The 20,761-nt window shown below is 62.5% G+C and carries 22 protein-coding genes; 16 read left to right on the top strand and 6 right to left on the bottom strand.

All coding sequences use genetic code 11. The features are described from left to right. Positions 1 to 17 precede the first annotated feature (17 nt). The 4 genes from ACWF6P_RS17190 (at position 18) to ACWF6P_RS17175 (ending at position 4,737) form a co-directional block, all read left to right on the top strand. Positions 18 to 914: an ABC transporter ATP-binding protein gene (locus ACWF6P_RS17190; protein ID WP_452621788.1), complete on the top strand. Its 897-nt coding sequence runs from the start codon at positions 18 to 20 to the stop codon at positions 912 to 914. Next, positions 911 to 2,104, top strand: coding sequence for an ABC transporter permease (locus ACWF6P_RS17185; protein ID WP_003940506.1), 1,194 nt, complete (start codon positions 911 to 913; stop codon positions 2,102 to 2,104). Before ACWF6P_RS17190 ends, ACWF6P_RS17185 begins: the two co-directional genes overlap by 4 nt. Positions 2,105 to 2,197: 93 nt before the next feature. Then, positions 2,198 to 3,685 (top strand): carboxyl transferase domain-containing protein, encoded by a 1,488-nt coding sequence (locus ACWF6P_RS17180; protein ID WP_378446289.1) that lies wholly within the window; start codon positions 2,198 to 2,200, stop codon positions 3,683 to 3,685. Next, complete coding sequence (locus tag ACWF6P_RS17175; protein WP_452621787.1) at positions 3,682 to 4,737, top strand: hypothetical protein; 1,056 nt, start codon at positions 3,682 to 3,684, stop codon at positions 4,735 to 4,737. Before ACWF6P_RS17180 ends, ACWF6P_RS17175 begins: the two co-directional genes overlap by 4 nt. Before the next feature lie 4 nt (positions 4,738 to 4,741). Here the strand turns inward: ACWF6P_RS17175 and ACWF6P_RS17170 are convergent, their stop codons facing one another. Next, complete coding sequence (locus ACWF6P_RS17170; protein ID WP_378543283.1) at positions 4,742 to 6,013, bottom strand: MFS transporter; 1,272 nt, start codon at positions 6,011 to 6,013, stop codon at positions 4,742 to 4,744. Between the two features lie 191 nt (positions 6,014 to 6,204). Here ACWF6P_RS17170 and ACWF6P_RS17165 point away from each other — a divergent pair, with 191 nt between their 5' ends. The 3 genes from ACWF6P_RS17165 (at position 6,205) to ACWF6P_RS17155 (ending at position 9,870) form a co-directional block, all read left to right on the top strand. Then, positions 6,205 to 8,121: a propionyl-CoA synthetase gene (locus ACWF6P_RS17165; RefSeq protein ID WP_452621786.1), complete on the top strand. Its 1,917-nt coding sequence runs from the start codon at positions 6,205 to 6,207 to the stop codon at positions 8,119 to 8,121. 92 nt (positions 8,122 to 8,213) lie between these two features. Beyond that, positions 8,214 to 9,059, top strand: a complete 846-nt coding sequence (locus ACWF6P_RS17160; RefSeq protein ID WP_317828775.1) for a mycofactocin-coupled SDR family oxidoreductase — start codon at positions 8,214 to 8,216, stop codon at positions 9,057 to 9,059. A gap of 301 nt (positions 9,060 to 9,360) precedes the next feature. Continuing rightward, positions 9,361 to 9,870 (top strand): hypothetical protein, encoded by a 510-nt coding sequence (locus ACWF6P_RS17155; protein WP_378532367.1) that lies wholly within the window; start codon positions 9,361 to 9,363, stop codon positions 9,868 to 9,870. Positions 9,871 to 9,878: 8 nt separating this feature from the next. On the opposite strand, the gene ACWF6P_RS17150 is transcribed toward ACWF6P_RS17155, so the two are convergent. Next, positions 9,879 to 10,265, bottom strand: coding sequence for a DUF1304 domain-containing protein (locus tag ACWF6P_RS17150; protein WP_378532365.1), 387 nt, complete (start codon positions 10,263 to 10,265; stop codon positions 9,879 to 9,881). Between the two features lie 87 nt (positions 10,266 to 10,352). Here ACWF6P_RS17150 and ACWF6P_RS17145 point away from each other — a divergent pair, with 87 nt between their 5' ends. Beyond that, complete coding sequence (locus ACWF6P_RS17145; protein WP_452621785.1) at positions 10,353 to 10,937, top strand: TetR/AcrR family transcriptional regulator; 585 nt, start codon at positions 10,353 to 10,355, stop codon at positions 10,935 to 10,937. 56 nt (positions 10,938 to 10,993) lie between these two features. Further along, a complete protein-coding gene (locus tag ACWF6P_RS17140; protein WP_452621784.1) occupies positions 10,994 to 11,593 on the top strand; it encodes a GNAT family N-acetyltransferase in 600 nt (199 codons plus the stop codon). Here the strand turns inward: ACWF6P_RS17140 and ACWF6P_RS17135 are convergent. After that, positions 11,583 to 12,170, bottom strand: a complete 588-nt coding sequence (locus ACWF6P_RS17135; protein WP_378532361.1) for a TetR/AcrR family transcriptional regulator — start codon at positions 12,168 to 12,170, stop codon at positions 11,583 to 11,585. The two genes, ACWF6P_RS17140 and ACWF6P_RS17135, sit on opposite strands and share 11 nt — an antisense overlap. 113 nt (positions 12,171 to 12,283) lie before the next feature. Between ACWF6P_RS17135 and ACWF6P_RS17130 the strand changes: the two genes are divergently transcribed. The 3 genes from ACWF6P_RS17130 (at position 12,284) to ACWF6P_RS17120 (ending at position 14,616) form a co-directional block, all read left to right on the top strand. After that, positions 12,284 to 13,522, top strand: coding sequence for an MFS transporter (locus ACWF6P_RS17130; RefSeq protein ID WP_452621783.1), 1,239 nt, complete (start codon positions 12,284 to 12,286; stop codon positions 13,520 to 13,522). Between the two features lie 134 nt (positions 13,523 to 13,656). Next, positions 13,657 to 14,109 (top strand): hypothetical protein, encoded by a 453-nt coding sequence (locus ACWF6P_RS17125; protein ID WP_452621782.1) that lies wholly within the window; start codon positions 13,657 to 13,659, stop codon positions 14,107 to 14,109. Positions 14,110 to 14,247: 138 nt separating this feature from the next. After that, positions 14,248 to 14,616, top strand: coding sequence for a VOC family protein (locus ACWF6P_RS17120; protein ID WP_020970460.1), 369 nt, complete (start codon positions 14,248 to 14,250; stop codon positions 14,614 to 14,616). A gap of 4 nt (positions 14,617 to 14,620) precedes the next feature. Here ACWF6P_RS17120 and ACWF6P_RS17115 read toward each other — a convergent pair whose 3' ends face one another. Beyond that, positions 14,621 to 15,967, bottom strand: coding sequence for a cryptochrome/photolyase family protein (locus ACWF6P_RS17115; RefSeq protein ID WP_452621781.1), 1,347 nt, complete (start codon positions 15,965 to 15,967; stop codon positions 14,621 to 14,623). Positions 15,968 to 15,977: 10 nt separating this feature from the next. After that, complete coding sequence (locus tag ACWF6P_RS17110) at positions 15,978 to 16,565, bottom strand: TetR/AcrR family transcriptional regulator (RefSeq protein ID WP_378532355.1); 588 nt, start codon at positions 16,563 to 16,565, stop codon at positions 15,978 to 15,980. Between the two features lie 76 nt (positions 16,566 to 16,641). On the opposite strand from ACWF6P_RS17110, the gene ACWF6P_RS17105 reads away from it, so the two are divergent. Beyond that, positions 16,642 to 17,019: a DUF952 domain-containing protein gene (locus tag ACWF6P_RS17105; protein WP_378543265.1), complete on the top strand. Its 378-nt coding sequence runs from the start codon at positions 16,642 to 16,644 to the stop codon at positions 17,017 to 17,019. Here the strand turns inward: ACWF6P_RS17105 and ACWF6P_RS17100 are convergent. Beyond that, positions 17,016 to 18,011 (bottom strand): ABC transporter permease, encoded by a 996-nt coding sequence (locus ACWF6P_RS17100; RefSeq protein ID WP_452621780.1) that lies wholly within the window; start codon positions 18,009 to 18,011, stop codon positions 17,016 to 17,018. The genes ACWF6P_RS17105 and ACWF6P_RS17100 overlap by 4 nt on opposite strands. Before the next feature lie 89 nt (positions 18,012 to 18,100). On the opposite strand from ACWF6P_RS17100, the gene ACWF6P_RS17095 reads away from it, so the two are divergent. The 3 genes from ACWF6P_RS17095 to ACWF6P_RS17085 are packed head-to-tail and all read left to right on the top strand — an operon-like array spanning position 18,101 to position 20,761. Further along, positions 18,101 to 18,676: a TetR/AcrR family transcriptional regulator gene (locus tag ACWF6P_RS17095; RefSeq protein WP_452621779.1), complete on the top strand. Its 576-nt coding sequence runs from the start codon at positions 18,101 to 18,103 to the stop codon at positions 18,674 to 18,676. Positions 18,677 to 18,716: 40 nt separating this feature from the next. Next, entirely contained in the window at positions 18,717 to 19,421 is a 705-nt protein-coding gene (locus ACWF6P_RS17090; RefSeq protein ID WP_378446273.1) for a response regulator transcription factor, read from the top strand. Continuing rightward, positions 19,418 to 20,761: a sensor histidine kinase gene (locus tag ACWF6P_RS17085; protein ID WP_452621778.1), complete on the top strand. Its 1,344-nt coding sequence runs from the start codon at positions 19,418 to 19,420 to the stop codon at positions 20,759 to 20,761. Before ACWF6P_RS17090 ends, ACWF6P_RS17085 begins: the two co-directional genes overlap by 4 nt.

The raw sequence follows: 20,761 nt of genomic DNA, 5'->3' as shown, positions 1-20,761 counted from the left end.
ACCGATGGGAAGGACCCATGTCAGCCACCCTCACTATCGACGGCATCTCGAAACGCTACGGCGACGTCGTTGCACTCGACAACCTGAGTTTCGAAGTCCGCCCGGGCGAGATCTTCGGATTTGTCGGCAGTAACGGTGCCGGCAAGACGACCACGATGCGCATTGCCTTGGGTGTCCTCGGAGCAGATTCGGGGGAAGTTCGTCTCGGCGGCAAACCCGTCGACCTCGACGTGCGTCGCACTATCGGATACATGCCGGAAGAACGCGGCCTCTACCCCAAGATGAAGGTGGGAGCGCAGCTTTCCTATCTGGCCGAACTACATGGACTCTCGAAAGCCGACTCGCATGCGGCCACGGAGCGGTGGACCGAACGTCTGGGCATCGCCGAACGCGTCAAGGACACCGTCGACTCCCTCTCCCTCGGCAATCAGCAACGAGTTCAGCTTGCAGCGGCGCTGGTTCACGATCCTTCGGTACTCGTTCTGGACGAACCATTTTCGGGTCTGGATCCGGTAGCGGTCGACGTCATGAGTGACGTGTTGGTCGAGAAGGCCCGCACCGGTGTTCCCGTTATTTTCTCGAGCCATCAGCTGGATCTGGTGGAGCGCCTGTGTGATCGCGTGGGCATCATCAGCCGCGGCAGCATGCGAGAGATCGGAACTGTCGACGAACTACGAGGCAAGGGGGACGGCCGAATCGAAGTCTTCGCCCCTGACGCGCCGGTCGGTTGGGCACACCATCTGATCGGTGTCACCACGCTGAGCCACCTCGACGGTCGAACACTCCTGAGCGTCGACGGCACCGCCGACGATCAGCAGATCCTGCATGCAGCGTTGAAAACCGGTCCGGTGCACGAGTTCACGCTACGACGTCCGTCACTGACCGATCTGTTCCGAGAGGTAGTAGCCGCATGAGCAACCAGTTGAGTGGAGGTCGAGCCATCGGGTTGGTCGCTCGACGCGAATTCATGACGCAGATCTCGAAGAAGAGTTTTGTGATCAGCAACGTCATCATTCTGGTCGCGATCATCGGCGGCATCATCGCCTTCTCCCTCTTCTCCGGTGGTGACGAGGACAAGTCGAAGATCGGCTTGGTCGGCAACCAGTCGCTCAGTGCCACGATGGTGTCCATCGGCGACACCCTCGGAAATCCGGTGACGGTGACGGAGGTTTCCGACGACGGGACCGCGCGTGATCAGGTCAAGGACGGCGACCTCGACGTGGCCGTGATCGCTGGATCGGGCGGCGGCGTCACTGTCGTGACCAAGAAGGAAGTGCCCACGAATTTGCGGGCCGTCATCGAGAGTTCCGTTGCACAGCAGGCACAGTCGAATGCGCTGTCCGCCGCGGGGATCGATCCGGCTCAGCTCGCCGAAGCCACGTCCACCGCAGTGGTCACCATCGATGCCATCGATCCCCCGGATCCCGAACAGGGCCAACGCATAGCGATGTCGATCGCTGCCGTGGTGCTTCTGTACATGCAGATCTTGCTGTTCGGAACGTACGTGGCGATGGGCGTCGTCGAGGAGAAGTCCAGTCGCGTCGTCGAGTTGTTGCTCTCGACTCTGCGTCCGCTGCAGTTGTTGTGGGGCAAGGTTCTCGGAATCGGCGCTGTCGGCCTGATGCAGATGGCCGCTTACGCTGTCGCGGGCGTCGCGACCGGATTGGCGACGGGCGTCCTGACCGTGACGGGCACCGCGATCGGTGTTCTGTTCGGCACTCTCGGGTGGTTCATTCTCGGCTTCCTCTTCTTCGCCGTGCTGTACGCCGCTGCCGGATCCATGGTCTCGAGACAGGAGGACGTCAATGCCACCGCGATGCCACTCGCACTGCTTGTCATGGCAATGGTCAGCGTGGCTTTCGTCTCGGTGAGCAATCCCGAAGGAACCCTGAGCAACGTGCTGAGTTGGATTCCGCCGTTCTCGGCCATCCTCATGCCCCTGCGCATTTCCGCCGGTGTAGCTTCTCCTTTCCAGATCGTGGGAACCATTCTGTTGATGCTGGTCGTGACTGCTGCGTTGTCGATGATCGCGGCAAAGATCTACCAGCGCTCCATCCTTCGCATCGGCAAGGTCGTTTCGTGGAAGGAAGCGTTCGGACGCTGATTCTCCGGCGCACAACTGACGCCACGCGATCCCGGCGGTACCCCGTCCAGGTAGGTTCATCCTGGACGGGGTGCTGCTTACTTGGAGGACGTTGTGCGAATCTCGGCCGAAGAACTACTCACTGCGGTACTCGATCCCGAGAGCTTCGTCTCGTGGGACTCCCCGCCCGTCGACGTCGGGCCTGGGCCGAAGTACGCGGAAGACCTGAAGAAGGCCCGCGAGAAGAGCGGAGTAGACGAGTCCGTCGTCACCGGTGTCGGCACCGTTCGGGGGCGTCGGGTCGCGGTAATTGCCTGCGAATTCAGCTTTCTCGCCGGTTCGATCGGAGTTGCTGCAGCCGAACGGATCGTGACCGCCGTCGAACGTGCTACGGCAGAACAACTCCCACTGCTCGCCTCGCCTACCTCCGGCGGAACACGAATGCAGGAGGGAACCGTCGCGTTCGTTCAGATGGTGAAGATCGCTGCGGCAGTGGCTGTTCACAAGGCTGCGCACCTGCCCTACCTGGTGTACCTGCGTAATCCCACCACTGGCGGGGTTTTTGCGTCGTGGGGATCTCTCGGCCACATCACCGTCGCGGAACCGGGCGCACTGGTGGGTTTCCTCGGCCCCCGTGTCTACGAATCCCTCTACGGCGAAAAGTTTCCCGACGGGATTCAAACCTCCGAGAACCTGTACCGCAACGGCGTGATCGACGGCGTCGTCCCGGTGGACCGCCTCCGACTACTGGTCAATCGAGCGCTGTGCGTGCTCACCGATCCCCCGACTCCGGCAGTCGCGGACCCGATTCCCTCGCCCGAGATTCCCGATGTCCCTGCCTGGCAGTCGGTGATGCTCTCGCGCCGGGCGGATCGACCAGGCATCCGGCAGTTGCTCCGCCATGCCGCGACCGAACAGGTACCACTCAGCGGCACCGGGCAGGGTGAAACCGACAAGACGATCTTGCTCTCGCTCGCCCGCTTCCGAGGCTTTCCGTGCATCCTGCTCGGCCAGGACCGCAGTGGACAATCCGCGCTCACCACGATGGGACCGGCCGCGCTTCGTGAAGCGAGACGGGGCATGAAACTTGCCGAAGAACTACAACTCCCGCTTGTCCTCGTCATCGACACTTTGGGCGCGTCGCTGTCCAAGGAAGCCGAGGAACGTGGGCTGGCCCCTGAGATCGCCCGGTGCATCGCCGACCTCGTGACGCTGAAAACCCCGACAGTGTCAGTGCTGCTCGGTCAGGGAACCGGCGGTGGCGCTCTGGCGCTGCTGCCTGCCGACCGGGTACTCGCGGCACAGAACGGGTGGCTCGCTCCCCTGCCACCGGAAGGCGCAAGCGCGATTGTCCATCGCGACATCAGTCACGCCCCGGAGATGGCCGCAGCGCAGGGAATTCGTTCGTTGGATCTGCTGCGAGACGGCGTGATCGACGCCATCATTCCCGAAACCCCTGACGCAGCCGACGAGCCCGTGGAATTCTCCAAGAGAGTAGGGGCAGCAATCGCGCACGAACTCTTCATTCTCGCCGAGGAGTCAGACACCGATCGCCAGTCCTCCCGTATCGCGCGCTATCGAAACCTGGGAGTTCCGCAATGACGACGAAGGATCGGACTGCACTGACGCTGCCACACAGTTACGACCGTGCGGCACTCGCTCGTTTCGAGCTGTTCCTGTTCGCCGCCGTAGCGACCGTGCTGATCACCCGTGCCTACCTTGCGGCAACCGGTTATCCCCAGATCGGGGGCGGTTCCCTCCACATCGCTCACGTTTTGTGGGGTGGATTGCTGATGGCCGTCGCCATCGTCTCGACCGCCATCACCGAAGGCTCTCGCACGCGCGATCTGGCGACCTTCGTCGGCGGAATCGGATTCGGCCTCTTCATCGACGAGGTCGGAAAATTTGTCACCGCCGACGTCGACTACTTCTACCAGCCTGCCATCGCGATCATGTACGTCGTCTTCGTCCTCTTCTATCTGGCCGCGCGCGAGGTGGTGATTCGGCGCGGTATGAATGATCGTCATCGGCTCGCCATCGGCGCACGAGCGCTCTCGGACCTCGCCCTCGGCCAGCTCGACGAGATCCAGTACAACCACGCCCTCCGAGTGCTCGACGGCGTCGAAGACCGCAGCCTCACCGGCCTCGTCGACTCGATCAAGGCCGGCCTGCACACACAGACTCCGCCGGTCGGCGGTATCGAATCGAAGATCACGCGTGCTCGCAACGTGTTCTTCCAACGGGCCGAAGCACTGCTCGGGCACCGACTCGTCCGCCGACTGGTACTGACTCTGTTCGTATTGCAGGCCCTCCTCGCGGTAGTCCAGGTGATCTACGCACTCGTCTCCGAGAACGGCGTCGAAGCTGACGACGTATCCGATCTCGTCGTCCAGATCTCCACGGCTGCAACCGGAGTTCTTGTGGTTCTGGGAGTGTGGTTCCTCTTCCGCGGTCCATACCTCCGGGCCTTGCGGCTACTACGAGCATCGATCGTGGTGAGCCTTCTGGTGACGCAGGTGTACCTGTTCACGCAGGACCAGTTCGGCGCGCTGTTCGGTTTTGCCGTCTCGCTGTTCATGCTCGCGACTCTTCGTATCGCGATTCGAAGCGAAGAGGCCGCAGCAGCTCACCGCCGTGATTCGCTGCCACAGTGATTCTCTAGCGCAGTGACTCGGCGGGCCGACTCGGTAGATCGCGGATGCCGCGCAGTGGACTGAAGAGCAAGACCAATCCGCACGGCGCGATCAACCCGGCCATGATCCACATGGTTCCGCGCACACCTACGAGATCACCCAGGAAGCCCGCCAGCAACGCACCCAGCGGAATAGTGCTGTGCAACAAGAACATACTCGTTGCCACCACTCGACCGAGACGGTCCGGCGGACAGTAACTCTGACGGAAGCTGCCGAGCACTACGTTGCAGGACACGACGCCGGCGATCATCACCATTCCTCCCGCACAGAACCAGAACAGGCCGGCGCCGTACGTCGTCAGAGGAGCCAACAGGATGAACGGTCCCGTCACCAACTGACAGATGAGAACGCTTCGGGCAGTACCGAATCGGCGCCCGAGCGGACGCGCGATCATCGACCCGACAATTCCGCCGATCCCGGCAATGGCCAACAGAAGTCCGAGTCCGAACTCCCCCACGCCAACTGTCTTTTCGAGGAAAACGATCTGGATCGTGGTGTACCCGGCGAGACCGAAATTGAGAAGAGTCCCGTAGACGACGATGGGCCGCAGATACGGATCAGCTGCGACGAATCGCAGTCCGAGCGCTATCTGGCGCCGAAACGGTTCTCGGCGGCCCTGTCCGCGGTCAACCGTTTCCTGCGCACGAATCAGCCAGATGCACACTGAGCAGACGACGAAGGTGAAAGCATCGACCAGCAGACCGGCTGCCAGCCCGACAGTCGCTACCAACAGTCCACCGATACTCGGGCCGATCACCCGGGTTGCGGCCTCGGCGCCCTGTATCTTCGAGTTCCCTTCGACCAGATCCGCTTCGTCGAGCACCGTGGGGAGATATGCGTGGTAGGCCGCCTGGAAGAAAACGGTGGCCGTACCGGTGAGCAGCGCAACCAGAAGCAAGTGGCCGTATGTCACCGCCTCCATGAGGCCGGCGATCGCGACGCTCGCGAAGAGCAGCGCGCACGCAGCGTTCGCGATCACCATGATCGGACGGCGAGGCAGCCGGTCGATCCAGGCACCGGCGGGTAGTCCGACGATCAACCACGGCAACCACACCGCCGAGGCCAGCGCCCCGATTTGAAAGTTACTCGCTTCCAATTCGCGAAGCGCGATCAGCGGCAGCACGACGGTCGTGACACCGTTTCCGATGCCACTGACAGCGTCGCCGGTCCACAGAAGTCGGAAATCACGCTGAGCGAGGACTCCCCAGAAGCCCGCACGTTGCGCTGTATCCGTCACACCGATTCCCCCTTCAGTCGCTGCCTGATCCCACCTGCCTATCCCACCCGCGACGCACCACTGGCCGACGGGACAGGCCCGTCCGGCGCAAACGGACGGTACTCGCACAAACACTGAGGCGCACGGCACTGGCAGTAACCTAAGGTGTTTCAAGTCACGGGTTAGCGAAGTTCACGAGAGGACACACGTCGATGAGCTCTTCTGAGCAGGCGTCCCACAACACGTATGCCGACGCGTATCGCGAGAGCATGGATCAGCCGGAGAAGTTCTGGCTCGATGCAGCGCGTGCCGTCGACTGGGATGTCGCGCCCACGAGGGCCCTCGACGATTCCGCCGCACCGATCTATCGCTGGTTCCCGGATGCGTCGCTCAACACCAGCTTCAATGCCCTCGATCGGCACGTCCGCGACGGCCGCGGCGATCAGACCGCGTTGATCTTCGACTCCGCGATGGTCCCCACCAAGGCCACGTACACCTACTCCGAACTCCTCGAGCAGGTCTCACTCTTCGCCGGTGTCCTGAAAGATCAGGGTGTTGTCGCGGGTGACCGTGTCATCATCTACATGCCGATGATCCCCGAGGCTGCGATCGCCATGCTGGCGTGTGCCCGTATCGGTGCTGTGCATTCAGTGGTGTTCGGCGGCTTCGCAGCCAAGGAACTTGCCACGCGTATCGACGACGCCGGCCCCGTGGTGCTCGTGACGGCGTCCGGTGGCCTCGAGCCCGGCCGAACCATCGAGTACCTGCCGATGGTCGAGAAGGCTCTGCAACTGTCCGCCACTCCCGCTCACACCGTGATCGTGAAGAATCGTGAGCAGATTCCCGGCGCTGCTGCCGACTACAAGTCAAGTGCCGCAGCCTGGTTCGACTGGGACGAGCTGATCGCCGATGCCACCCCTGCCGGCCCGGTGTCGGTCGCCGCGACGGATCCGCTCTACATCCTCTACACCTCGGGAACAACCGGTAAGCCGAAGGGCGTCGTCCGGGACAACGGTGGCCATGCCGTTGCGTTGACGTGGACGATGAAGAATCTGTACGACATCAGCCCCGGCCAGGTCTGGTGGACCGCCTCCGACGTCGGCTGGGTGGTCGGCCACTCCTACATCGTCTACGGACCTTTGCTCGCCGGAGCCACGACGGTCATGTACGAAGGCAAACCCGTCGGCACCCCCGACGCTGGTGCATTCTGGCGCATCATTTCCGAATACAAGGTATCGGCACTCTTCACCGCTCCGACAGCCATCCGCGCGGTCCGCAAGGCCGACCCGGACGCAAAAGAGCTCGCCAAGTACGACATCTCGTCGCTCGACACGCTGTTCGCGGCCGGCGAGCGCTTGGATCCCGACACCTACGAGTGGGCTACTCGGATTCTCGATCGCCCGGTGGTCGATCACTGGTGGCAGACAGAAACCGGTTGGGCAATCTGCGCGAATCTGCGCGGCCTCGAACCCATGGAGATCAAAGCGGGCTCACCCACCGTTGCCTGCCCTGGATACCGCGTCGAAATCGTCGACGGCAAGGGCGAACTCGTGGGACCGGGCACCGAGGGCAACATCGTGATCGGCCTGCCGCTTCCTCCCGGAACACTCGCCGGACTGTGGCGTGACGACGATCGGTACGTGAAGTCCTACCTGTCGACGTTCGAAGGCTATTACCTCACCGGCGACTCCGGATACATCGACGAGGACAACTACGTCTTTGTCCTCGGACGCAGCGACGACGTGATCAACGTTGCCGGACACCGACTTTCGACCGGAAGCATGGAGGCTGCCGTCGCGGGCCACCCGGCGGTCGCCGAATGCGCCGTCATCGGCATTCACGACGAACTCAAGGGGCAACGGCCGAGCGGCTACGTCGTGCTCAAGTCCGGCGTCGACATCGATCCCGAAACTCTCCGACAGGAACTGGTCGCGCGGGTGCGCGACCAGATCGGTGCTGTCGCCACGTTCCGGGACGTCACCGTCGTCGCCGCACTACCGAAGACTCGTTCCGGCAAGATCCTCCGCAAGACCATGCGGCAGATCGCCGACAACGAGGAGTACACGGTCCCGTCGACCATCGAGGACGCGAGCGTATTAGACGAGCTGTCCAAACTCCTTCGCGGATAAGGATTTCGCGAATTCCCCTGCCTGCCCGGCACCGGGCATAGCAGTATGAACACGTTCCAGTTTTGGCGCTTTACACGGGCAGGGGAAGTTCGATGGGCAATTTGGACGGTCAGGTCGCATTCATTACCGGAGCGGCGCGTGGTCAAGGGCGCGCGCATGCCGTCAAGCTCGCGTCCGAGGGCGCGGACATCATCGCGGTGGATCTCTGCGCGCCGGTCGCAACGGCGGGGTACGACATGGCCACCGAGGCCGACCTCGCCCAGACCGTCGCACTGGTCGAAGCTCAGGGCAGGCGCATCGTCGCGTCCGTAGCGGACACTCGCGACCTCGATGCCCTGAAATCGGCAGTCGACGCCGGAGTCGAGGAGCTCGGCCGGCTGGACATCGTGATTGCCAACGCGGGAATCGCGGCGTCGGCAAAACTGTCCTGGGATCTGAGCGCCGAAGAGTTCCGCGAGCTGATGGACATCAATGTCACCGGCGTCTGGTTGACGACCAAAGTGTCGATTCCGCACATCATGAACGGCAATCGGGGTGGGTCGATCGTGTTGATCAGCTCGATGGCCGGCCTTCGCGGCGTGCCGGGTATCGCACACTATTCCGCGTCCAAGCACGCCGTTCGCGGTTTGGCGAAGTCTCTGGCCAACGAACTCGGCTGGGCGGACATTCGGGTCAACTCCGTGCACCCGGGCAATGTGCGAACCACGATGATCGACAACGAACCGATGGTTCGCGCGTTCCGTCCAGACTTGGAGAATCCCGTCCTCGCGGACACCGCTCCCATCATGTCGAAGCTGAATCTGCTGCCCCATCCGTGGGTCGACCCCGAAGTGATTGCGGATGCGGTGTTCTACCTGGTGGGGCCGGCCGGGCGCGGGATCACTGGGATCGCACTGCCGATCGATCTCGGCACCTCGGAAAAATTCGCCGGCGGCTAAAGGCCCGAACTGATGCAGAATTGCCTCTGCCGGATGGGTCTCGAGCACCATCCGGCAGAGGCAATTCCGGCTTGATCAAGCCTTCGTAGCAACAGAACAAGTAGTCGACAACCTCATAGGCGCTCCTCGTCTGGCGTGGGAAAAACCTTTGTGGGATGCGCAACAAACCCAAGACCCAGAGTAGAAGCATTTGGCCGCAAACGCGCGTCATTCGGCAGTATTTTTTCGGATTCGGGCATACTGGACAACGCTCCCACCACGTATTATGGACCCGAGTTCACACTTACAGGGGGTAGGCACAGTGACGGTCAATTACGCCGCAATGGACCCGATTCACGGAAAAGTCGAGATCTCCTTCGACGTCGACACCGGGGTCGTGGACGTCCGAAACGGCGAATCGCGCGCTCTGTTGACGCGCCGAGTCGACGCCCCACGCCGCGAAGGCACACCCATCGGAACGCGGGCTGCCGCCGATCTGTTCTTCACTCTCGGTGGCGACGAAGTCGAACTCACTGTCGGCAAAGGGTTTCTGTCCCGGCGCTCGTATTCGGTCTCGGCACTCGTCGAGGGCGTGACACTGACCTTCGCGCCCGTCGACGACGCGAACAGCGCCTTCACCCGGGACGGGGTTCGCATCGCGCTGTTCTCCAAGAACGAGGAATCCGACCCCAGACAGACCGACGCAGTCTGGTCGAGCACTCCGAGCAACGACGAAGTCGTCATCGGCTACGCCCTGGCCGAAGCATTCGACTGCGGAGCACTCAACGGCGCTTTTGCCCTGATCGAATCACTGGTGCTCGGCGGCGGGTAAGGCCGAACTCAGAGCAGGTGAATAACCAGCAGAACGACGGCAATGGCTGGGAAAAGCATCTGCACGACGGCTGCGCGGGCCTTGTCGGGAGACGAGAGAATCAACACCAACCCCGCGGCAACCATCGATCCTGTGCCTGCCAGCACGAGGGCGATTCCGACCGACGCGGAACCGGTCGCCGCAATCACGATGCCGATCACGGACACGATTGCCAGGAAGAGGTTGTAAAAGCCCTGGTTGAAGGCAAGCGACTGCGTGGTGATCGCCTCTTCTTCTGACTTGACGCCGAATGTCGCGCGTGTCTTCGGGGCCGTCCAGAGAATCGATTCGAGGACAAAAATGTACACGTGCACTGCTGCGGCCAGTCCCGCGAAGATGTAGCCGGCGACGTTCATCGGTGAGCTCCTGTTGCATAGAGTGAATTCTGTATCGTTTGGTCCAATATATACTGGACCGAACGATACAGAAAGAGCGAGGCTTTGATGGGCAGATCACAAGAATTCGACACAACAGCCGTGGTCGCTGCCGCTTTGGACGTGTTCTGGGCACATGGGTACGAAGGCGCATCGCTCGGCGACCTGGAATCCGCGACGGGACTGAGCCGGTCAAGTCTCTACAACTCGTTCACCAACAAGCGCGGATTGTTCGACGCCGCAGTGCAGATGTACCTCGGACATGTCATCCGCCCGCGTCTGCGTAATCTCACTACGAATCCGAAACCGGACGCCGTCGACGATTACCTTTCCTCGCTGGCGCAAGCGATCAGCACCATGACCGCCGACTCACCTCGGCGAGGGTGCCTACTTCTCAACACTGCCGCCGGACTCGGCGCGCACGACGACGAGGCGGCAGCCGTCATCCGCGCTTACCGCCAAGAACTCGCCGACGCGATCAACAGTGGATTACACGCCGCTTTTCCGACCGAGACAGACGCCACGCTCTCCGATCGCACTCGAATCCTTCTCTCCTGCACGGTAAGTGCACTGGTTCTCTCGCGAGTTGACACCGAAGAGGCCATCGCGACTCTGGAATCTGCGCGCCGACTGAACGCAGAGTGGCAGCGATAAAGACAGGAAGCTCACGCCATTGCCTGCCATCGGCCGGGTAGGCGATGATGCTTCACGTGCCCAAGTTGACCACGCCCGCTATCGCCGCTGGATATCTCCGGGGAATGGACCAACCCTCGATACGCGTGGGGACTTCCGCGATTCTCCGGCCGTGGACCCCCGACGATGCACCGGCCGTGATGGAAGCGTTTCGGGATCCGTCGATTCAGCGTTGGCACGTCCGCCGTGCGGACTCGATCCACGAGGCGCGGGATTGGCTCACCGCGTGGCGAGACGGGTGGGCACGCGAATCCGAATGCCATTGGGCGATCGCCGCTCCCGAGACAAATGAACTCCTCGGCCGAATCGCAGTAAAGGGGGTGAACTTGTGGGACGGCACTGCCGAACTCGCGTATTGGATGACCCCAGCAGCGCGCGGCCGTGGACTCTGCACCCAGGCTGTAACCGCACTGTCCGAGTGGGCATTTCGCAAAGCAGGGTTTCACCGACTCGAACTCCAGCACTCGATCCACAACCCACCGTCATGCCGAGTCGCCACCAAAGCAGGGTTCAGCGAAGAAGGTGTTCGACGAGGCTCCGCGAGGCACGCCGACGGCTGGCACGACATGCACGTCCACGCCCGACTAGGCAGCGATCAGCCGCAGGTCACTCGATAACCACCCGCGCCGAGAGGGCAAGAGTCTGATCCACCAATTCCGCAACTCTCTGCGGCGTGACCGGCTCGAGGTCGAACAGGATTCGGTAGACGATCGGTGCCACCACATGGTCCACCACCGAATCACCATCCACACCAGCAGCTTCCGGCCAACGCGCGAGGATCACATCGATCTGCGTCCGACAGAAGAAGGCGCACTTGAACTTCTTCGTACCGTCCGGTGCGTGCGTCTGATCGTCGCTCATCAACACGTCTCGCAGCGAAGCACGACCGACGGGCGCCGACATCTCCTCGAGATAGTCCTGCGCCCAGACCGTCAGATCTCCTCGGAGCGAACCCGTTTCACGCGGGTCGGCGTCCGGTCGCAATCTCTCGATCGAGACATCGGCAAAAACTTCGTTGATGTCGCCCCACCGCCGATAGATGGTCGACGGGGTCACTCCCGCATCGGTCGCGATCATCGGCACCGTGATCTCGGCTCGATCACGCTGTTCCAGCAACTTGCGCGCCGACGCGTGCACGGCCTGTTGGATACGCGCACTGCGGCCACCGGGGCGCGGACCTGCGGACGGACTCATAAATCAAATACTAACGCAAAGATGTTGCATTAGGCTACGGCCAAGCGTAGCGTCCCAAACGCAAAGTATTTGCGTTTGAAGTCTTCACCACCCGCACGGGAAGCGCTACGACAATGACAACGACCGTTTCACCACCGACCGAGAGCACTTCACGCCCACGCTTGGGGCGAGGCGCCGCTTTCACACTCATCGCCGTCATCATCGCTACGTTCCTGGGCGCCTCCGCGACCCCGACACCGTTGTACGAGCACTATCAACAGTTGTGGGGATTCTCCTCGCTCGCGTCGACGCTCGTGTTCGGCATTTACGCTCTCGCACTGCTCGCCACACTCTTGACCGCCGGTTCTCTGTCCGATCACATCGGCAGGCGCCCGGTCCTGCTCGGAGCACTCGTCCTCGAGGCGATCTCGCTTGCACTGTTCGCCTCGGCCGATGGTCTGACCATTCTGCTGATCGCCCGCGTCGTACAAGGTGTTGCCACCGGCGCTGCAATCAGCGCTCTGGGCTCGGCCTTGATCGACCTCGAACGCACTCCCGGCCGCGGATCGATCATCAACAGCGTCGCTCCGACAGTGGGACTTGCCGTCGGCGCCGTGGGTTCGAGTCTCATCAGCGAGCACCTCCCCCGGCCCACCAGCACTGTCTACCTGGTCCTTCTCGCACTGGTCGTTCTCGAAATCCTCGGGGTTTGGGCCGCTCCCGAGACTTCGGGCGGACGGCCCGGAGCCTGGCAGTCGCTACGCCCCACCCTTGCCGTTCCTCGGGAAGCCCGAACGATGATTGCGCTCACCGCACCGTGCCTGATCGCAGTCTGGGCGTTGGGCGGTTTCTACCTCTCACTCGGACCGGCGCTGGCGCGCAACGCACTTGACGTTCACAGCTCACTCATCGGTGCCATCATGGTCGCAACACTGACGGGATTCGGAGCTGCAGCGGTACTCACCTTCCGTAAACTCGGCGGGCGAACCGTGATGCTGATCGGAACCACCGCCCTGGTGCTCGGGGTGGCCATCACACTCATCGGCGCTGAAACATCCTCTGCAGTATTGATTCTGGTTGGTACGGCTGTGGCAGGTATCGGCTTCGGAGCAGGATTCCAGGGGACCATCCTCACAGTCATGCCGCTGGCCGAGAACCACGAACGCGCGGGATTGTTGTCCACCGTCTACGTCATCGCCTATCTGGCCAACAGCCTTCCGGCATTGCTGGCCGGCTACCTGGTCGGCAAGGTGGGGTTGGTGGATACGACGCGCGGCTACGGAGCACTCGTCATGGTTCTCGCGGCCGCCGCGCTGATCGGACTGCTGGTCACCGGCGAGCGAAAGGTCAAAGCTGTCCCAGTGTCGGAGTAGATGTCCCCCGATCGGTGGACACACAGTTCCTCCTTCGTACGGTCCGGGTAGTGGACATACGGCATCGATCTGCTCCGACATAGTTGTCTTCGAGAGAGCCAACCGAACGCTCACCCGGACAAAGGACACCGACGATGACGAACCCACGCTACGTAGTTGCCGCAATCACGGCCCTGGCCGCTGGTGCCCTCACTTTGGGGTTGAGCGGAATCGCCAGCGCCGGAACTCTTCCGGCAACCGGCAATACCATCACGATGACGATCAGCAACGACACTGAACAGACAATTCATCTCGTAAGCGCCGACAATCCCTACGGACAGTGGATGCAGAGCCCACGTCAGTCGCTCGCGCCCCACGAGACCGAGATCGTCACCGCATACAACCAGGACCCGCGAGGCCTGACGGTCGACGTCGTCTACTCCACCCCCGGCGGCGGACAAGCAGTCTTCATGGCCAACGACTATCCGCAGTTCGACACCGACGGAACTCGCACAACCGACCCTGATCACTACTTCATCTCGAGCTACATCGACGGCTACTACCCGAACCTGAGCGTCGGCTACCACCTCGGTGCGGCGTCGTCATAAGAAATCCGTCTGCCTCTCAGACGCACTCGTTCTTGGACATTCGTCCGGCGTGAGGGGATTGTTGAACGCGGCCCCGCACGAGAAGGCACACGCCTCGTTGCAGGTGGTCCGAATGTCAACGGGAGAGGGAAAACCACAGTGCGACTACCCAATCAGTTTCTGATCTACGTCAGCGATGCAGCCTCCGCAGCAGCGTTCTACGGCGAATTGTTCGACGCGAAGCCGGAGGTACTCAGCCCTCGGTACATGACCTTCGACCTGGGCGGCGGTGTGGTCCTTGCACTGTGGAGCGGCAAGTCACGCGACCTCGATCCCGCGACACCACGAAATTTCGAAGTCGGCATATTGGTCGACGGCGGGAGCAACGAAATTCGGGCGATCTACGACGAGTGGGTGGCAAAGGGCGTCGAGGTCGTCGAAGAACCCAACGAAGATGTCTTCGGCCTGACATTCGTCATTTCAGATCTGGACGGAAACCGCCTCCGCGTAGCGCCCGCCGATCACTGAGCACTCAGCCTTTGATCTCGCCGTACCGGCGGAGGGCTTCCTCACGCTCGTGCGCATGGTCGACGATCGGGTCCGGATAGTCGACCGGCCGCATCGCTTTCAGTGAGTGGACCGCTTTGCCTGGAACATCGCGAAGTTCGGGGACCCACCGACGGACGTATGTGCCGTCGGGATCGAACTTCTCCCCCTGAGTGATCGGGTTGAAGACCCGAAAGAACGGCGAGGCATCCGTGCCCGACCCCGCAGTCCACTGCCACCCGTGCTGATTGGACGCCAAGTCACCGTCCACCAGTTGCGACATGAAGTACCGTGCGCCGCGCCACCACGGAATGTGCAGGTCCTTCACCAGGAATGACGCGACGATCATTCGCACCCGATTGTGCATCCAGTTCTCGGCGGCGAGTTGCCGCATGCCCGCATCGACGATCGGGAAGCCGGTCTTGCCCTCACACCAGGCAGTGAAGGCAGCGTCCGCGTCGACTCCGCCGTCGTGACGTAAGCGGTCGAACTTGTTGTCGTAGTTCTTCCGCGCGCTGTCCGGTCGTTGAAACAAGATGTCTGCGTAGAAGTCTCGCCAAGCCAGCTGGCGACGGTAAGCCTGAGCGCCGTCGCCGAGGCGCTTGGAAAGGTCTGCCAGCATGGTTCGCGGATGGATCGTGCCGTACTTGAGTGGGATCGACATCCGGCTCGTGGTGTCGAGGTCAGGCCGATTTCGTTCATCGTCGTACCGGTCAAGATCGTTCTCGCAGTATTCTTTCCACTGTTCGAGCGCACCGGCCTCCCCCACGAATTGGCTGACCTCACGAGACGGCACGGGAATGCTCACCCGGCGCGGGCCACCGTCCTTCTCCCCCGGATCGAACCAACTGACGGTCTGTGCGTCGGTCGACGCGGGACCTCGCCAACCGTGTTCCATCCACTGACGGAAGTACGGCGTGAACACCTTGTACGGATCGCCGTCGGCCTTGGTGACGCGTCCGGGGGCGACAGCGTACGGAGAACCGGTGGCGATCAACTCCACCTTCTCCGCCACTGCAGCGTCACGCCGTCGGCCGTATGGTCCGTAGTCTGCACTGATGTGAACTTCTTCGGCACCAACGGATTCCGCCACGCGGGGCACCACATCCACCGGATCACCTCGAACAACCATCAATTTTCCGTCGAGCTGGTTGTCGAGGGCCGCCAAGTTGGCGAACAGTTGATCCTGGCGGGGGGAGCCTGCCGGTCCGAGCAGTTTCTCGTCGAGAACAAATAATCCCAATGCCTGCCCGCCGCCATCCGACGCCGCGCTCAGGGTGGGAAGGTCGCCTACCCGCAGATCGCGTCGAAACCAGACCACAGAGTTGTTCACCCCGCCGAGCCTACCGATCAGATCCCAGAACGCACCCCGTCGCACGCGCAGCAAGTTGCGCAGCTCTCTCGGGTGTCGGCTCTGGGACCAGCCCGAGCAGGCGCCGCCGGTGTTCCTCACCGAGCAGCAATGTGTACAACTGATCCGCACTCAGCGCAGCCTTCTGTCCGTGCTGATCGAGCAAGATTTTCTCCAGGAAGGCAATCGACTTGGCCGGTCCGGATTCATAGAACGCGGCAGCCAGTTCAGGGAACTGCAGTGCCTCGCCGATCATCATGCGGTGCAGCGCAATCGAGTTTTCACTGTGCAGGGCGATGACGATGTCCACTGCGGCGGCCAGCAGGTCGGACTGGCCCTCGCCGGCATTGTCGACGTACGCGTGCTGACGCGCTACCGCAGCTGCAAAGACCGCGGACTTGTCGCCGAAGTAGCTGTACACGGTGCGCTTTGCGACGCCGGCCGCCGTGGCAATCGCGTCGATCGTTGTTCGAGCGAACCCGACTTCCCGAAACGAGTCGACCGCGACGTCGAGAATCTCGTTGCGTCGATCGGCGCGCTCGGCGTCACTGGTTCTCCCACGTCTGCGCGGTTGCTCCATCAAGTCTCCTGTTACCGTGCCAGTGAATTAATGCTACGTTGACGTTTCATTATTTCGAACACTACAGGAGCACTGCATGACCGGACAACGACTCGTCCACGTCGCCATCGCCGACGACTGGGAAGCGTGCAAGCGCTTCGGTGAGTACGAGGTCTCGACGCGCGGAATCAGTTACGACGAGGCGGGATTCATTCGCGCAACCACCCCGGACGCACTCGCTTCGGTGCTCGATCTGGTGTTCGGCGACCTGACCTTGCCACTGATCGTCGCCGTCATCGACGAGGACGCGCTGACCTCCGCAGGCATCGACGTCGAATGGGAGGCCGGAAAGCCCCGAATCCTCCGACCCCTACCGATGGACGAGGACACGGTGGTCGCCGAACTGGCCGTGGAACGTGTTGACGGGGTCTGGCCGCTTCCCGACCTCACCCCGTACGCAACCCGCACCGGCTAGACCAGGGCTACCTCTGGTTCGACCACCGGCGTCGACGCCTTCTTCCGACCGGCAGCCACGCACAGCGCGATCCCGACGGCGATCCAGCACACCAGCACCAGAAGTGGTGCGGCGGCACCGTGGCCGTCGAAGAAAGCCATCGATCGGACGGATGCCCCTGCGGCACCAGGCGGGAGCAGTTGTCCCAATGCGCCCCACCCCGCGGGCAACCAGGCCGCAGTTGTCGCCATCCCCGAGAGCGGATTGCCGACGAACATCATCGTGACGGCCCCCAATGCGAATCCCTTCATCCCGAGCAGGGATTCGAGTCCCAGAATGGGAAGCGAGATAGCCGAAATGCCCATGGTGAGTGCGAGTGCGGTGAGCAGGTAGTTTCCGTCAAGGCTGTTCGTGCCGAACTGCAGAATGGCAGTCAGGGCAAAACCCGCGACAACCGCGACGCCGACGGCGCCCAACACTCGCTTGACAATGCTGCGCGGAAACAGCTGCACGAGAACAACAGCAGGCATGATTCCACCGAACACCAGAGGCAAAGCCAGCGCCGTGAGCCCCGCACCGGTCGGGTCGTCCGCCGTCAACGGCACCACGTCTTCGACGGTAACCTTCGTTCCCGACGCATCCGAGAGTCCACTGGACACTCCGGTCAGGGTTTGCGCGATCGGGGTACCGCCCGCGGTGGCGATCAGCACGTGAGGGCCGGTCGCATCGACAACGATTCCGCCGACCACGTCTCGATTGCGAATCGCGTCACGAAGCGCGTCGGCGTCGGCGAAGTCCTGGGTGTCGAAGGCACCCGGCTTGCTCGCCTCGAGCGAGGCACTGATCTGAGTGGTCGCCTGAGCCGGACCGGATATACCCAACTTCAGTTCGTGCGGGCCACTGTTCACCGACGGCAACACGAAGGCGAGCAACATCAGCCCGATCACAGCAGACAGGCCCAACACCACGGCCACCAGCTTCTTACGGTCCCGCGCTTCGGCTTCGACGTTCATCACTACCTTCCCTAAGTGGAAGTTTTTCCTCCACTCTTTGTGGAAGATATTCCTCCAGTTATGATGAACTGTCAATACCGGAGGTGAATGTGCGAGCCGATGCACGCGAACGCAGGAACGCAATAGTCGACGCCGCCCGAGCGGTGTTCACCGAGCGCGGGCACGATGCGCCCCTCGACGCCGTCGCGGAACTCGCGAAAGTGGGCATAGCCACGCTGTATCGGAACTTTCCGACGCGCGAGGACCTGGTGACCGCCGTCGCCGTCGCAACGCTGACCGACGTCCGAGAGGCCGCCGACATCGCGCTTGCGGACATGCCCACCGATCCGACAAGCGCGTGGCACACGTTGGTGGATCGGCTCGTGGAACTGCGACTGGGTGCACTCATTCCCGCACTGGTGGAACGCAGTTTCACCGAGTTGGCCCCCGAAGTTCTGGCCGTGCGCGAGGCGACGAAAGCGAAGATGACCGCGACAATCGGCGCCGCTCAGAGCGCCGGACTGGTTCGCGCCGATCTACAACCGCTCGAATTCGTCATGGCTCTGGCCAAACTGACACGCCCGCAAATCGAGTTGTCCGACGAGGCCATGCCGAACCTGGTCCCTCGATTGGTCGCGGTGTTCATGGCCGGTCTGCGTCCGGACGGTACCGACTTGCCGGTCTGATCGGCGAAACACGACGTACCAGGCAAGGCACAATGGGGCTGTGACCGAGATACCGAAAATCCTCGTAGTCGACGACGACGCAGACGTCCTCACCTCACTCGAACGCGGATTGCGGCTCTCGGGATTCACCGTACTGACGGCAGTGGACGGCGCCGACGCGCTCCGAGTGATCTCCGACAAGCGACCGGACGCGGTAGTCCTCGACATCAACATGCCGGTGCTCGACGGCACCGGAGTGGTGACGGCGCTTCGAGCCGCCGGCAACGAAATCCCGATCTGCGTGCTCAGCGCACGCAACTCGGTCGACGATCGCATCGCCGGGCTCGAATCCGGCGCAGACGACTACATGGTCAAGCCTTTTGTCCTCGCCGAACTGGTTGCCCGGATCCGCGCGATGCTCCGGCGCAGCAACACCCCTGCCGGCGATCACACCGAGGGAACGAACACCCTGCGCGTCGGCAACCTCGACATCGACCTCTCCGGCCGCAGAGTTCGTGTCGACGGCAAGGAAGTACCGCTCACCAAACGCGAATTCGAACTACTCGAAGTACTCGCTCACAATTCCGGCATCGTGCTCACTCGCGAACGTCTCCTCGAACTGGTGTGGGGCTACGACTTCGTCGCCGACACGAACGTCGTGGACGTGTTCATCGGCTACCTGCGTCGAAAGTTCGAATCCGGCGGTTCACCTCGCCTTCTCCATACCGTCCGCGGCGTCGGGTTCGTGCTTCGGGAGAACCCGTGAAGCGTCGCCGCTTCTCACTTCGAACCCGCGTTGCCGCAGCCGCGGCACTGGGGGCGACGTTCATCGTCATCGCTCTCGGTGTAGTCGTTGCGTTGGCCATCGCTCGAAACAACCTGTCCCAGCTGGACCGTCGACTCGAGACGGCGTCGACAGTGATCGTGGCCAACGCAGCGACCGCCGGACCGTTCCTGGGAGCATTCGGAGACGGCGGCGCGTTTTCCGTGACCATCCGCTCCGACACCGACGGAACCGTCAAATCCAGCACCCCGACCCGTCTGCCCGAACTCCCGGTCGGCTCGGCCACCGTCGATGTGGACGGCACCAAGTACCGGGCATACACCGCCGAGGCCGACGGCATTAACGCCCTTGTCTCACTGGCAGTTCCCTACGCCGAAGCGCGGGACATCACCGTCGACCAACAACGCCAGGTCGCTTTCTTCGGCGTCGGTGCCGTCGGGGCCGCTGCAGCTCTCGGGTGGTTGTTCGGCGGCCCGGCGGTGCGCCCACTCGTGGAACTGACCCGCCGGATCGCCCGACGCGATCCCGATCTCGCCACCGAAATTTCCGGCATCCGTGAAGCGGACGAGCTTGCCGCAGCAGCAGAATCGATGCTCAGCGATGTCGCCCGGGCACAGGCCGCGACCAACTCGGCCCTTGCCGCCGCGCGAGACTTCGCTTCCGCCTCGGCGCACGAACTCCGAACTCCGTTGACGGCGATGCGAACCGACATCGAGGTGTTGTCCATTCACGAGCTCGATCACGAACAAAGACGCGAGATCCTCACAGATCTGGCCCGCGCGCAGGGCCGCGTCGAATCAACGCTGCGAGACCTCGAGCGACTGGCGAAGGGTGAACTCTCGACTGCCGAGGATTTCAAGGACACGGATCTGACCGAGGTCTGCGACATCGCCGCCGACGACGCACGCCGACATCATCGCGGCCTCGACGTCAGCGTCGTCACCGTGGATTCCCCACTCCCCTATTGCATCCGGGCTCTTCCCGGCGGAATCCGGTTGATCCTCGACAACGCGATCACCAATGCCGTCCGCCACGGCCGCGCGAGCACCGTGCGCATCACCCTCGCGCGCCCGGTCGATTCACCGGACACAGTCACGATCACGATCGACGACAACGGTTGCGGAATACCGGCCGAGGAACGCTCGAGCGTCTTCGAAAGGTTCACCCGCGGGTCGACGGCAGGCAAGACGGGCTCCGGCTTGGGCCTGGCACTGGTGGCGCAACAGGCGGCCCTGCACGGCGGACGCACGACATTCCACGACAGTCCGCTCGGCGGGGCTCGCCTGCTGGTCGAGCTCAGGGATCAACCCGGATCCGTTTAG

The organism is Rhodococcus sp. NPDC055024, assembly GCF_053608585.1.
This window is presented reverse-complemented; position numbering and strand designations above follow the sequence as displayed.